We start from the raw sequence: 13,860 nt of genomic DNA on the forward strand, positions 1-13,860 counted from the left end.
GACTACATCTTCCGTCGCCTGGCGCTCGACTTCCTGCCCTTCGAGACCCGCTCCGCCCTCGGCATCCACACCGCCGAGGAGCGCCAGCGCCACCTGGAGACCGGCTCCTACGAGCCCCTCGAGGAGGAGCTGGACACCGAGTCCCTGGCGCAGTCGGCCCCGCTGGCCGCGGTGCCGTCGGAGCCGAAGCCGGCCGCGGCCGTCTCGCTCCCCGCCCCGAAGACGGCGCACAGCAGCGCCGAACTGGTCGAGATGCAGCTGGGCGTCTCGGCCGACGCCCCGCTCTGCTTCTCCTGCGGTACGAAGATGCAGCGCGCCGGCTCCTGCTACATCTGCGAGGGCTGCGGCTCCACCAGCGGCTGCAGCTGACATCCGGCTGATGTCGTGATCCGCCGAGGCGGGCAGGTCTCCCAGGGGACCTGCCCGCCTCCGGCGTTTTCAGGCCCGCGATCATTGTGTGGACCACGCGGACGACGCGGCGGACACGGGGATACGGGGAGGGGCGGGAGCCATGTGGAGCGGTGACGAGCTGGACCTGGACGCCTATCTGGCGCGGATCGGATTTCGGGGAGGTTCGGGGGCGACAGGGGAACTCCGGCCGGACCTCGACACGTTGTACGACGTGCACCGGGCACATACCGCCGCCATCACCTTCGAGAGTCTGGACGTCCTCCTCGGCCGCCCCGTCGCGCTGGACGTCAAGGCGATCGAGGACAAGCTCGTACACGCCCGCCGCGGCGGCTACTGCTACGAGCAGAACTCGCTGCTGGCCGCCGCCCTGGAGCGGATCGGCTTCGAGGTCTCGGGGCGCGGTGCCCGCAACCGCACCCGCGGGGACTCCCTGACACCGGTGACGCACGCCGTCCTCGTCGTCACCGTCGAGGGACAACCGTGGCTCTGCGACGCCGGGTTCGGCTACCAGGGGCCGTGCGAGCCCGTCCCGCTGGGGCGGCCCGGTGCCGAGGTGCGGCAGGGGGAGTGGACGTACCGCGTCCGCGAGGAAGAGGACGGCATCCTCGTGCTGGGGCTCCTGCGCGGGGGAACCTGGCGCGACCTGTACGCGTTCTCCCCACAGCGGTACCACCCCGTCGACTACCTCCTGCTCAACCACTACAGCTCCACCCACCCCCGCTCCGCCTTCATCGGGCGGGTGATCGTCCAGCACCCGGGCGGCGACGTCCGCCGGGCACTGGTCGGGCGGGAGCTCACCCTCCTGCACCCCGACGGGCGGGACGAGCGGCGGGCCATCGGCCCGGACGAGCTGCTGGCCCTGCTCGACCGGGAGTTCGGGCTTCGGCTGCCCGAGCGGGATGCGGCGGAACTGGTGCGGATCCACCGAGCCGGGGACTGACCCGGGCCGCGCCGGGACCGTACGATGGCGCCGTGCTGGTCAAGTGGATTCGCTGCACGGTGACGGACCGACGCGGGTTCGAGCGCGGGCAGCGAAAATGGGCGGGGCTGCCGGGCGAGCCGGGATTCCGGGGACAGGGCGGCGGTTGGAGTCGAGGCCGGCAGGGGGTCGCGCATGTCTTCGCGTTCTGGGAGAGCCGTTCCTTCTACGACTCCTTCATGGCCCGCAGCCACGACCGGCTGGCCGCCGCGCAGCACGGCACCTATACCGATTCGCGGGTCACGCTCTTCGACCACCGCTTCGACGTGAAGACCGGTTTCGAGCCGCGCTTCACTGACGCCGACGTCGTCCGGGTGGCGCACACCCGCGTCCGGGAAGGCCGGGTCGACCACTTCGCCCTCATGCAGGAGAAGGTGTGGAATCCGGCCATGGCGGGCTCGCCCGGCATGATCCGCGGGCTCTTCGGGGAGGCCCCGGGCCGGGAGTTCCTGGTGCTGTCGATGTGGCACGCGGCCGCCGAGCACGGCAAGTACCGGCAGGAACGGGTCGAGCGGCTCTCCCTGCGCGCCCAGATCCAGGCCGATGTCGAGGCCCTCACCGGTGACGTCGTCGACCTCGAGCCCTCCTGGACGGTATGACCGTACGACGACCGTCCGGCCGACCGGCGTGCCCGGTCGGTCGGCCCGCCGGTGGCCGAATAGGGTCGTGGGATGGCTCGACCACGGCGCATCGTCCTTGTCCGCCACGGGGAATCCGAGGGGAACGCCGACGACTCGGTGTACGAACGGGAACCCGACCACGCCCTACGGCTGACCAAGAACGGCCGCGAGCAGGCCGCCGAGGTCGGCGAACGGCTGCGCGAACTCTTCGGCGACGAGACGATCAGCGCGTACGTCTCCCCGTACCGCCGGACCCTGCAGACCTTCCGGGAACTGCGGCTGGACCCCGCGCGGGTCCGGATGCGCGAGGAGCCGAGGTTGCGCGAGCAGGACTGGGGAAACTGGCAGGACCGGGACGACGTACGGCTCCAGAAGGCGTACCGGGACGCGTACGGCCACTTCTTCTACCGCTTCGCGCAGGGGGAGTCGGGAGCCGACGTGTACGACCGGGTCGGGTCGTTCCTGGAGAGTCTCTACCGGAGCTTCGAAGCCCCGGACCACCCCGAGAACGTGCTGCTGGTGACGCACGGGCTGACCATGCGGCTGTTCTGCATGCGGTGGTTCCACTGGTCCGTGGCCGAGTTCGAGGCCCTGTCCAATCCCGGGAACGGCGAATTCCGGACACTCGTGCTCGGACCGGACGGCCGGTACCGGATGGACCGCCCGTTTGAGCGGTGGACCACACCCGAGCCCTACGACCTGGACGGCTAGAGTGACCCGCGATGACCCCTGACTCCACTCCCGAACGGCGCTACGCACGCGCCATGGCCAGCCTCCGCGGTCTGGCGCTGGGCGATGCCCTGGGCTCCCAGTACTTCGTCCCCGTGAACTACCCGCGCCTCAAGCGGCGCGAACTCCCCGCCGGCACCGACACGTGGCAGTGGACCGACGACACCGAGATGGCCTGCTCGGTGGTGGCCGTGCTCGCCGAGCACGGACGCGTCGACCAGGACGCGCTGGCGAGCTCCTTCGCCCACCACCACGACTTCGACCGGGGCTACGGGCCCGCCGTGAACCGGATGCTCCGCCTGATCCGGGAGGGCGAGGACTGGCGCACGCTGGCCGCCGAACTGTTCAACGGGCAGGGCTCGTGGGGCAACGGCGCCGCCATGCGGATCGCGCCGCTGGGCGCCTGGTACGCCGACGACCCCGAGCAGGCCACGCACCAGGCGGAGATCTCCGCCTACACCACCCACCAGCACCGCGAGGCCGTCTGCGGTGCCATGGCCGTCGCCGCCGCGGCCGCGCTCGCGGCGAACCCGGCCGGGCCGCCGAAGGCCGCCGACCTGCTCGACGGGGTGATCGCGCTGGTGCCGCGCAGCGCGGTCGGCGCCGGGGTGCGCCGGGCGCGCGACATGCTGGACTACGGCGACGCGACCACGGTCGCGGCCGTACTGGGCTGCGGGCGGCGGACGAGCGCCCATGACACCGTGCCGTTCGCGCTGTGGTCGGCGGCGCGGTCGCTGGACGACTACGAGCGGGCGTTCTGGACCACCGCGCAGGTGGGCGGGGACGTCGACACGACCTGCGCGATCGTCGGCGGGGTGCTGGGCGCACGCGGGGACCAGGTGCTGCCGGCCGCTTGGCTGGCGCGCACGGAGGCCCTGCCTGCCTGGCTGCCGGAGGCCGCGAGGGGTTAGCGGTTGTCGGCCGTGGCGTCCTGGCGGCGGGGTGAAAGCTCCCGTTCCGATTGTCACGGTCCTGCCACAGGACTCTTTTGATCCTGTTCAAAACTGCAGGGCATCGGCCTACTCTGTCCGCTTCGCCGCCCCACCGGAACTCCGGGGCGGCCGACGTGGGAGGGGAACCCGATGTCAGAGAACACCGACGGGGTGGGCGAGACCGCAGCCGAAGGCACGTTCAACGGGGCGGCCAAGGATGCGTCCACCGGAGTGCCCAGCGGGGTGTCCGCGGCCGGGGATCCGCCCGCGGACACGGCTCCGGCCGCGGACAGACCCGCCGGAGCGGCCGGAGCGGCCGGGCCCGCCGGACCTGCGGGGCCGGGCTCCGGGGTCCCGGCAGACGCCGCCGCCTGGCAGGCCTGGCAGGAGCAGCAGTGGCGCGAACGGGCCGCCACGGCCCGCGCCAAGGCCGCCGCGCCACCCGCGTGGGCCGTACTGGTGCGGCCCGCCCAGGCCGCCCCCATCGGGACCGCCACCCTCGCCGCGGCCGGCCTCGCGGGACTCGCCGCCGCCCTGCTCCTCGGCGACGGCATGGGCCCGGGCCTGCTGCTCGCCGTCGTGCCCGCCGTCGTCGCCGCGTACACCGCCGCCCGCACGGCCCGTCGTACGGCCCGCCCCTGGACCGTGGTCTGGGCGGTCGGCTGCCTCGCCCTCCTGGCCGTACCCGCCCTGCGCGACTCGGCGTGGCCGTCCACCCTCGCGATCCTCTCCGCCGTGCTGCTGGGCGCACTGGCCCTGCACGGCAGCCGCACCTGGCCCGGAGTCCTGCTCAGCCCGCTCGGCTTCTTCGACGCCGCCGTGTCCGGGGTCGGCTGGGCCTGGTCCGGCCTGCGTTCGCGCAGCGGTGTCAGCAAGGACCGCTGGCTGCCCGTCGTCAAGGCCGCCGCGGTGGCGGTGGCCCTCCTGCTGCTCTTCGGCGCGCTGTTCGCCTCCGCCGACGCGGCCTTCGCCGATCTGCTGGGCGGGCTGACGCCGGACATCTCCGTCGGGGACGGGCCCGTCCGGACCCTGCTCTTCCTCGTCGGCGCCCTTCTCGCTCTGGCCGCCGCCCGCGCGGCCGCGGCCCCGCTGCGCTGGGACCGGATCAAGGTCACCCCCGGCAGGCCGAGGTCGCGCGTCGAGTGGGCCCTGCCGCTCGTCGTGCTCAACCTGCTCTTCGCCGGCTTCAACGCCGTGCAGCTGGCCGTCCTGTTCGGCGGCTACGACAAGGTCCTGGCGAGCACCGGCCTCACCTACGCCGAGTACGCCCGGCAAGGTTTCTGGCAGCTGCTCTGGGCCACCCTGCTCACCCTCGCCGTGATCGCCCTCGCTCTGCGCTGGGCCCCGCGTGACGGAGCGGGCGACCGCCGCTTCGTCCGCGTCGTCCTCGGGGTGCTGTGTGCGCTGACCCTGGTCGTCGTCGCCTCCGCGCTGCGCCGGATGGACCTCTACGTGGACGCGTACGGTCTGACCAGGCTGCGTGTGTCGGTGGCCGCGATGGAGCTGTGGCTCGGGCTGGTCATCGTGCTGATCATGGCGGCAGGGGTGTTCGGCGCGCGCTGGCTGCCGCGCGCGGTCGCGGGGAGCGTGGCGGCCGGTGTCCTGGCCTTCGGGCTGCTGTCCCCGGACGGGATGGTCGCCGAGAGCAATGTGGCCCGCTTCGAGGCGGACGCCAAGATAGACCTGGCCTACTTCCAGAGCCTGTCGGCGGACGCCGTGCCGGCTCTGGACCGGCTGCCCGAGCCCCAGCGGTCCTGCGCCCTGCGCGGGATCAACGAGGAGATGTCCAGGGCGGGCGACGTCCCCTGGTACGCCATGAGCCTCGGCGAGTACCGGGCCCGCCAGATCCTGCGAGAGCGGCCGGTGACCGCCCCGTACGAGGTCTGCTCGCGCCTCGGTACGTTCGGCAGCCGCAACGAGTACTAGGGCGAGCCTGACGCGTACGAGGGCCCGGGAGCGGGAAAGGTACGCTTCCGGGCCGCCGTACGTCCGGCCCGGCCGGCTCAGGCCGCCGGACCGCTCTTCGCGGCGGCTCCGTTGAGGGCTTCCAGGTCGCTCTTGCGCACCCGGATCACCAGCAGCGCGGTGGCCAGGGCGAGGCCCGCCATCGCCACGGCGGCGCCGAACGCGGTGGAGATGCCCTGGGTGAGCACGAGGTCGCCCCAGGGGTCGGGCAGCTGCCCGGTCTCCTGGAAGGCGGCCAGTCGGTCCGGCTGCAACTGCGCCTGCGCCATGAAGGCGGCGATCTGCTGGTCGGCCTCGGTGCGGGCGGCCGTGCCGAAGACGGTGACCAGGATGGACAGGCCCAGGGAACCACCCACCTGCTGGCTGGCGTTGAGCAGCCCGGAGGCAGCACCCGCCTCCTTCGGCGCGACTCCGGAGACGGCGGTGAGGGTGAGGGTCACGAAGTTGAGGCCCATGCCGAAGCCGAACAGCAGCATCGGCCCGAGTACCCCGGCGAGGTACGAGGAGTCGGTCCGGATGAAGGTCAGCCAGGTGAGCCCGGCGCCGACGAGGGCGGTTCCGGTGACCATGAACGGCTTGGGGCCGAAGCGGGGCAGGAAGCGCTGCGAGAGCCCGGCGGCCGTGACGATGGCGACGGTCACGGGCAGGAACCCGAGTCCGGACTGGATCGGGGAGAAGCCCAGGACGTTCTGCACGAACTGGACGATGAAGAAGAACATCCCGAACATCGCCGCGGCCAGGCCGAGCATGATCACGTACGTGCCGGCGCGGTTGCGGTCGGCGAACATCCGCAGCGGGATGATCGGTTCGGGGGCCCGGGACTCGATGGCGACGAAGAGCGCGAGCAGGACGACGGCCGCGGCGAACGAGCCGAGGGTGAGCGGGTCGCGCCAGCCGTCCTCCGAGGCGCGGATGAATCCGTAGACCAGCGAGGCCATGCCGCCTGTGGACGTGAGGGCGCCGGCGACGTCGAAGCGGCCGGGGTGGCGTTCGGACTCGCTGATGTAGAGCGGGGCGAGGATCGCGATCAGCACGCCGATCGGCACGTTGACGAAGAGCACCCAGCGCCAGTCGAGCCACTCGGTCAGCATGCCGCCGGCCAGCAGGCCGATGGCGCCACCGCCGGCGGAGACGGCGGCGAACACCCCGAAGGCCCGGTTCCGTTCGGGGCCTTCGGGGAAGGTCGTGGTGATCAGGGCGAGCGAGGTCGGGGAGGCGATCGCGCCGCCGACCCCCTGGAGGGCGCGGGCAGCGAGTAGCTGCCAGGGTTCCTGGGCGAAGCCGCCGAGGAGGGAGGCCAGCGTGAAGAGCAGGATTCCGGTCATGAACACGCGCCGCCGGCCGAGGATGTCGCCGGCCCGGCCGCCCAGCAGGAGCAGGCCGCCGAAGGTGAGCGTGTAGGCGCTCAGCACCCAGGAGAGGTCGGTGGTGCTGAAGTCGAGGGCGGTCTGGATGTGCGGGAGCGCGATGTTCACGATCGTCGCGTCGAGGACGACCATGAGCTGGCATGCGGCGATGACGGCGAGCGCCAGGCCGGGGCGCCCCTCCCGGCGTGCCGCGCCCGGTATCCGGGGTTCGGCGAGTTGAGAGCTTGTCACTGAGGATCCCCCCCCAAAGTGAAAGGGTGAACGCGACCGTTCACTGCGGGACCACGGTAGGAGCGAATCCTTGGTGAACGAAAGGATTCACCCGGGCCGAAAATTCACGCGAGGCGGGCGCGAGCCGGCCGGCGGCGGCCGGGTCCGGTGATCGTTCCTTCGCGAGTGCGACCACGGGTGTGCCCACCGGTTTCGCGGAGGTGTCCGGTCCGGATGAGGGGAGGTGACGTAGCGGCTGATCAGGGGCTTGTGTGGCGCGGAACCCGGGCGGGGTGACGTGTGGTCGGACGCGCCTGGTCCGTTTGTCGCGGATGTCATTGTGGTGACGCTGGCGTACCGCGCGGAGGTGTGCGGGAGCGAATGAGAGGATCCGGCTACGGACCGGATGCGGGTCGGAACCGGGACGGAGCCGTGTCGGACCCGGGCCGGGGTGTGCAGGCGGCGCGGGGCGGCGTAACCTTGCTGGCGCCATGCCGTACGAAGCACCCACCCACACCGTCGAACGCTCCCTCCGTGCAACCACCGGCGCCAAGGTCATCGCCGGGGTCGACGAAGTCGGACGAGGGGCCTGGGCCGGTCCCGTCACCGTGTGCGCGGCGATCACCGGTCTGCGCCGGCCGCCCGCGGGGCTCACCGACTCCAAACTGCTCACCGCCAAGCGGCGCGACGCCCTCGTCGACGTCCTGGAAGCCTGGGTCACCGCGTACGCCCTCGGGCATTCCTCCCCGGAGGAGATCGACGAGCTGGGGATGACCGCCGCCCTGCGCCTCGCGGCGGAGCGCGCTCTGGAGGCGCTGCCGGTGCGGCCCGACGCGGTGATCCTCGACGGCAAGCACGACTATCTCGGCTCGCCCTGGCAGGTCCGTACAGTGATCAAGGGCGACCAGTCCTGCGTCGCCGTCGCGGCGGCCTCGGTCATCGCCAAGGTCCGTCGCGACCGCATGATGGCCGAAATAGGCGAACAGGGCGGCGGAATCGAGGACTTCGCCTTCGCCGCCAACGCCGGATACCCCTCACCTGTGCACCGGGCGGCGCTGGAGGAACTGGGGCCCACCCCCTACCACCGGCTCTCGTGGTCGTACCTCGACGCGCTTCCCCGGTGGCGCCACCTCAAGAAGGTGCGCCGCAGCGAGGAGTCGATGGAGCTGGAAAACGGAGGCCAACTCGGCTTCGATTTCTGATCGCACCCACGTGCCACTGACCGGTACGTTTCGTACCGGCGTTTGATAGACACAACGTCACGCCTCTCACCCCGCCATCGAGGAGCCTCAGATTCACGAGAGTGCCCAGGGTCCCCGCGTCACGCCGGCCGCGAGCCGCACCGCGCAGACCCCCCGCCCCGTACCTGGTCCGCGTCCCGCCGCCGTGCCCCGGCCCGGACGCCCCGGTCCCGTCCGGCCCGCACCGCCCGCGCAGCAGGCCACCGCCGGACCCGTTCCCGCAGCCACCGCAGCTCCCGCCGCGCCGTCCGTCTCGGCGGCGGTGCCGCAGATCCAGCTGATCCCGGCCTCCGCCGAGGGTGCGCTGGACGCGGCCGAAGAGGCCGTGGACCTGCTGCTCGACACCGGGCGCGCGCCCGGTGACATCCTGGTGCTCACCACCGGCGACCCGCACCCGTGGGCCGCGCACGAGCTGTCCTTCGGCGAGGCCGCGTACTGGGCCCTGCACGACGCCGGGGACGACGTCTTCTACGCGGACGCTGCGCAGGTCAAGCGTGCTTCCGGCCGTCCGGTCGTGGTCTTCGCCGTCAATGGCGGAGAGGTCGACGCGGTCGCGGGCGCTCTGCCGGTCGCGCTCGCGCGGGCCGGTGCGCTGCTGATCGTCTGCGGCGACCCGAAGCAGATCAACTCCGTGCTGGGTGCGGGCGTCTGACGCCCCGTATCCCGGCGCGGGCGAGGGGCGGGGCGGGCCATGGGCCGGCCCCGCTTGAAGCCCGGAGGCTGGTCCGCCGTACCCCCGTACCCGGGTGTACGGCCGTGGGGCGTGCCCGCCGGAGTCCGCCCGCAGGTGGTCCGCGTGTTGGTTCACGTGCCGGCGGTGCGCCGTTTCGGTGGTCCGTGAGCCGGTGATCCGCCCGTCCGGGTGCGCAGTCGTGCGGTCGGGCGGCGGTACGAGGGTCAGCGCGCGGCGGTCCGGCGCAGGGCCTCGGCCGCGCCGCCACCGCTGTGCAGGGCGAGCGGGGAGAACTCGGCCACGGTGTCACCGAGCCGCTGGGGCCGCGAGTCCGAGCTGGGCCGCCGGCCGCCCCGGCCCTCGCCGAGAACCTGCCAGCCGCCCCGGGTCAGCGTGATGTACGCGCCGCAGCGCAGCCCGTGCAGGGTGCACGCGTCCCGCAGCCCCCACATCCACGCCCCGTCCTCCTCGGTCCACCGCTCGTCGCCCTCGCGGCAGTAGAGCAGCACCGCCGTCCGCACCGGGGTCCGTCTCCGCAGGTCGTGCGGGAGGACCCGGCGCAGTGCGGAGAGCAGGGCGTTGCGGTACTCCCAGCCGTCGGCCGAGGTCGACCGCTGCATGAAGGAGGCGCTCGCCACGAGCTGCTCCTCCGGGCCGAGGACGGCTATGACCGCGGTCGACGGCACCGGTCCGTGCCGCGAGTGCAGGCCGCTGACGACCTCGCGCGGATTGCGCAGCAGCGGAATTCCCGCCGCCGTCCATTCGGCGGGTTCCAGCAGCCGGCCGTGCCGGCTGGCGCCGCCGGTGGCCGTTGTCAGGGACGTGGTCGAGGGCGGGGCGAATCCGAAGGTCACGGTCCTCCCTTCGGGTACACGCCCGCGGACGGGCACGGCTGGAGTGTGGGCGCGCCGCGGCGCGGCCCAGGAGAGTGCCGCGGAGCCGAGCGGGAGCACTCCAATTCTCGCGTGGCTCCCGAGCATGCGGCAACGAGCAATTGAGGCCGTCGACCGGAATTCGCCGGTATGCCGTTCATATCCTTGCCCCGCCACGCCGAAGATGACGCATTCGGCTACGGCTGGACCGCCAACACCAGCGGGAACACCCCCTTCGCGCCCGCCCGCCGCAGCAGCCGGGCGGCCACGGCGAGGGTCCAGCCGCTCTCCGCGCGGTCGTCCACGAGGAGCACCGGCCCCGCCGCCTCGGCCAATGTCGCCGCCAGGGCCGGGGGCACGGTCAAGGCCTGGTGGAGCCCCCGCACCCGCTGGGCGCTGTTGGAGGAGGGCAGACCGTACTCCGGGACCTGATCCGTGTAGGCGACCGTCCCGAGCAGCGGCATCCGCCCCACCTCGGCGATGCGCGCGGCCAGTGAACCGACCAGCTGCGGATGGCTTCGTGAGGGCAGCGCGACCACGCCCACCGGCCGGGTCGGGGCGTCCGGCGCCCCCGAGGCCCAGCCGCCGGGGCCGCGGGCCCAGTCGGCGAGGACGGCCACCACGGCCTGTGCGACGTCGTCGGGGATGGGCTGGTCCGGACTCTGCGGGGCGAGCATGGGGCGCAGCCGGTTGCCCCAGCCGATGTCGGACAGCCGGCCCAGCGCCCGGCCGGTGGCGGCCTGTTCCCCGGCCGGGATGCGGCCCTTGAGGTCCACGCCGACCGCGGCGAGCCCGGTCGGCCACATCTTGCGCGGCTCCAGCTCCACGCCGGGGCGGCCGAGTTCGCCGCGGGCGGTGTCCAGCGCGGTGGTGGAGACGTCGGCGGTGAACCGGGCCCCGGCGCAGTTGTCGCAGCGGCCGCAGGGGGCGGCCTCCTCGTCGTCGAGCTGGCGGCGCAGGAACTCCATCCGGCACTCGGTGGCCGCCGCGTAGTCGCGCATGGCCTGCTGCTCCGCGGCCCGCTGGCGGGCCACCCACGCGTAGCGCTCGGCGTCGTACGCCCACGGCTCGCCGGTCGAGGTCCAGCCGCCCTTGACCCGGTGCACGGCGCCGTCCACGTCCAGGACCTTGAGCATGGTCTCCAGCCGGGTGCGGCGCAGGTCGACCAGCGGCTCCAGGGCGGGCAGCGACAGCGGCCGGCCCGCCTGGGCCAGTACGTCGAGGGTGCGGCGCACCTGCTCCTCGGGCGGGAAGGCCACCGAGGCGAAGTACTGCCAGATCGCCTCGTCCTCCCGGCCGGGCAGGAGCAGGACCTCGGCGTGCTCCACGCCACGGCCCGCGCGGCCGACCTGCTGGTAGTAGGCGATGGGTGAGGAGGGGGAGCCCAGGTGCACCACGAAGCCGAGGTCGGGCTTGTCGAAGCCCATGCCCAGGGCCGAGGTGGCCACCAGTGCCTTGACGCGGTTGGCCTGGAGGTCGTCCTCGGCCTGCTGGCGGTCGGCGTTCTCCGTCTTCCCGGTGTACGAGGAGACCGTGTGCCCGCGGTGGCGCAGGTACGTGGTGACCTCCTCGGCCGCCGCGACGGTCAGCGTGTAGATGATCCCGGAGCCGGGGAGCTCGCCCAGGTGGTCGGCGAGCCAGGCCAGCCGGTGCGCCGCGTCCGGCAGGGTCAGTACGGCCAGGCTCAGGCTTTCGCGGTCCAGCGGGCCGCGCAGGACCAGCGCGTCCGTGCCGGCGCCGGTGCCGAGCTGTTCCGCGACGTCGGCCGTCACACGGGCGTTCGCCGTGGCGGTCGTGGCCAGCACCGGGACGCCCGGCGGGAGGTCGGCCAGCATGGTGCGCAGCCGCCGGTAGTCGGGACGGAAGTCGTGGCCCCAGTCGGAGATGCAGTGGGCCTCGTCCACGACGAGCAGGCCGGTGGCGGCGGAGAGTTTGGGGAGCACCTGGTCGCGGAAGTCCGGGTTGTTGAGCCGCTCGGGGCTCACCAGCAGGACGTCGACCTCACCCGCGGCGACCTCGGCCTGGATGCCTTCCCATTCCTCGGGGTTGGCGGAGTTGATGGTGCGGGCGCGGATCCCGGCGCGGGCGGCGGCTTCGACCTGGTTGCGCATCAGGGCGAGGAGCGGGGAGACGATCACGGTCGGACCGGCGCCGCTCGCCCGCAGCAGCGAGGTGGCGACGAAGTACACCGCGGACTTGCCCCAGCCCGTGCGCTGTACCACCAGCGCCCGCCGCTTGTGCGCGACGAGGGCCTCGATCGCCCGCCACTGGTCCTCGCGCAGCCGAGCAGTGCCCGTGGTGTCGCCCACGAGGCGGGCGAGTACGGAGTCGGCCGAGGACCTCAGGTCTGCGTTCATGCCCCCATGCAACCCGATGCCTCTGACATAGCGCCAATGGCGCTCCCGGCCTGTGGATGTTGAACGGTCAATTGGTTATCCACAGGGCTTTCGGGATCGGATCACGCACGGGATCTTCGGGACATGACGAACAACCACGAATCACGCACCCCGTCCGACCGGCCGTCGATCACGGCCGGATCCGCCACCGATCCCCGGATCACCCTGCGCAGCCCGGCCGAGCTGGCCGACGCGCTGCCCTACATGCTCGGCTTCCACCCCACCGACTCCCTTGTCATGGTCGCCGTGCACGGCGAGGGCGGGCGCTTCGGCGGTCGGCTGCGCGTCGGCATCCCGGCCACCCCCGCGGAATGGGAGGACACCGCGCGGCAGGTCGCCGACTGCCTGATCCGCGGCAGCGAGCGACGCGGCGCCAAGCCCGACGGCATCGTCGTCTTCCTCTGCCAGGAACCGCTCGGCGAGGAGAGCGGCCAGCGGGTGATGACCCGGCTGCGGCCGCTCGCCCAGCGGATCCGGCTGGCATGCGGCGCGCTGGACGTGCCCGTGCTGGAGGCGCTGTGCCTCTCCGCCGGCCGCTTCTGGTCCTACGTATGCCCCGACGAGCGCTGCTGCCCGGCCGAGGGCAGTCCGCTGGCCGCGGTCGGCACCTCCGTGATGGCCGCCGCGGCCACCTTCGCGGGGCTCCAGGTCCGAGGCTCCCTCAAGGACATCGAGGGGCGGCTGATGCCGCTCCGCGGGGCCGTCGCCGCGGAGATGGAGCTGGCCCTGGACCGGGCGGCCGCCGCCCTCGTACCGAAGATCCTCGACGGGGCCACCCGGGAGGAGGTCGGCGCCGAGACCCTCACGCTGGCCCAGTCACTGATGCGGCGGATGACCCTCGCGCCACCCGTCGAGGGAGGTCCCCACGCCGACGACTGGGACGACGCGCTGCTCGGCCACGACGAGGCGGCCTCACTGATCCTCGGCCTCCAGGACCGTGAGATCCGGGACATCGCGGCCGAGTGGATGGAGGACGAGGAGGCGGCCCCCGCCCTACGGCTGTGGCGGGCCCTCGCCCGGCGCTGTGTCGGAGCCTACGGAGAGCACGCGGCGGCCCCGCTCACCCTCGCGGGCTGGGTCTCCTGGTCCACCGGGGACGAGCCGACCGCCCGGATCGCCCTCGGCCTGGCCCTGCGGGCGGACGGCGAATACCGCTTCGCCCAACTCCTCCACCACGCCTGCAACGAGGGCATCGACCCCGAGGGGCTGAGGGAGTGCCTCCGGGAGGAACGGCGGCGCCGCGAGCCCCGGCCGGGGCGCCGGACGGCGAGTACCCGTCCCCCCGGCCGCCGCAGCAAGTCCGCTCCCCGCCGCGAGCCCCGCCGCACCGCGGGGAGCGGGCAGTGAGCGCCCGTCGGTCCGGGTCCGGGACTCCGGCGCGGTGGCTCCGAAGCGCCCTGGGCTCGGTCCTTGGGCGGCGGCGTCGTCCCGGGCGCGGGCGGCCGGCGCCGCGGCCCGTGACCCG

Annotated in this window: 11 protein-coding genes and 1 pseudogene; 9 read left to right on the plus strand and 3 right to left on the minus strand. The window is 73.2% G+C overall.

The window, feature by feature from the left end:
* The 6 genes and pseudogenes from ACGFYQ_RS38455 to ACGFYQ_RS38480 all read left to right on the plus strand — a co-directional run.
* Nucleotides 1-369: pseudogene (locus ACGFYQ_RS38455) on the plus strand (vitamin B12-dependent ribonucleotide reductase); the annotation flags it as partial.
* A gap of 88 nt (nucleotides 370-457) precedes the next feature.
* Entirely contained in the window at nucleotides 458-1,351 is an 894-nt protein-coding gene (locus ACGFYQ_RS38460; RefSeq protein ID WP_393751446.1) for an arylamine N-acetyltransferase, read from the plus strand.
* A gap of 32 nt (nucleotides 1,352-1,383) precedes the next feature.
* Nucleotides 1,384-1,989, plus strand: coding sequence for a YdbC family protein (locus tag ACGFYQ_RS38465; RefSeq protein WP_362390981.1), 606 nt, complete (start codon nucleotides 1,384-1,386; stop codon nucleotides 1,987-1,989).
* Nucleotides 1,990-2,061: 72 nt separating this feature from the next.
* Nucleotides 2,062-2,721, plus strand: coding sequence for a histidine phosphatase family protein (locus ACGFYQ_RS38470; protein WP_393751449.1), 660 nt, complete (start codon nucleotides 2,062-2,064; stop codon nucleotides 2,719-2,721).
* An 11-nt stretch (nucleotides 2,722-2,732) separates the two neighbouring features.
* Entirely contained in the window at nucleotides 2,733-3,650 is a 918-nt protein-coding gene (locus ACGFYQ_RS38475) for an ADP-ribosylglycohydrolase family protein (RefSeq protein ID WP_393751451.1), read from the plus strand.
* A 171-nt stretch (nucleotides 3,651-3,821) separates the two neighbouring features.
* Nucleotides 3,822-5,597 (plus strand): DUF4173 domain-containing protein, encoded by a 1,776-nt coding sequence (locus tag ACGFYQ_RS38480; RefSeq protein ID WP_393751453.1) that lies wholly within the window; start codon nucleotides 3,822-3,824, stop codon nucleotides 5,595-5,597.
* Between the two features lie 77 nt (nucleotides 5,598-5,674).
* On the opposite strand, the gene ACGFYQ_RS38485 is transcribed toward ACGFYQ_RS38480, so the two are convergent.
* Nucleotides 5,675-7,234, minus strand: a complete 1,560-nt coding sequence (locus tag ACGFYQ_RS38485) for an MFS transporter (protein ID WP_393751455.1) — start codon at nucleotides 7,232-7,234, stop codon at nucleotides 5,675-5,677.
* A 470-nt stretch (nucleotides 7,235-7,704) separates the two neighbouring features.
* On the opposite strand from ACGFYQ_RS38485, the gene ACGFYQ_RS38490 reads away from it, so the two are divergent.
* Both ACGFYQ_RS38490 and ACGFYQ_RS38495 read left to right on the plus strand, forming a co-directional pair.
* Nucleotides 7,705-8,415, plus strand: coding sequence for a ribonuclease HII (locus ACGFYQ_RS38490; protein ID WP_393751457.1), 711 nt, complete (start codon nucleotides 7,705-7,707; stop codon nucleotides 8,413-8,415).
* 76 nt (nucleotides 8,416-8,491) lie between these two features.
* The gene (locus ACGFYQ_RS38495; RefSeq protein ID WP_393751522.1) at nucleotides 8,492-9,106 is read left to right on the plus strand and encodes a hypothetical protein; all 615 of its coding nucleotides are present in this window, start codon (nucleotides 8,492-8,494) and stop codon (nucleotides 9,104-9,106) included.
* A gap of 245 nt (nucleotides 9,107-9,351) precedes the next feature.
* Here ACGFYQ_RS38495 and ACGFYQ_RS38500 read toward each other — a convergent pair whose 3' ends face one another.
* Together ACGFYQ_RS38500 and ACGFYQ_RS38505 are read right to left on the minus strand one after the other, a co-directional pair.
* On the minus strand, nucleotides 9,352-9,981 hold the full coding sequence (locus ACGFYQ_RS38500; RefSeq protein WP_393751459.1) for a hypothetical protein: 630 nt from the start codon (nucleotides 9,979-9,981) through the stop codon (nucleotides 9,352-9,354).
* A 215-nt stretch (nucleotides 9,982-10,196) separates the two neighbouring features.
* Entirely contained in the window at nucleotides 10,197-12,356 is a 2,160-nt protein-coding gene (locus ACGFYQ_RS38505; protein WP_393751461.1) for a RecQ family ATP-dependent DNA helicase, read from the minus strand.
* A 123-nt stretch (nucleotides 12,357-12,479) separates the two neighbouring features.
* Between ACGFYQ_RS38505 and ACGFYQ_RS38510 the strand changes: the two genes are divergently transcribed.
* On the plus strand, nucleotides 12,480-13,742 hold the full coding sequence (locus tag ACGFYQ_RS38510) for a DUF4192 domain-containing protein (RefSeq protein WP_393751463.1): 1,263 nt from the start codon (nucleotides 12,480-12,482) through the stop codon (nucleotides 13,740-13,742).
* Nucleotides 13,743-13,860 lie beyond the last annotated feature (118 nt).

This window comes from Streptomyces sp. NPDC048258 (assembly GCF_043201995.1).
Lineage (GTDB): Bacteria > Actinomycetota > Actinomycetes > Streptomycetales > Streptomycetaceae > Streptomyces.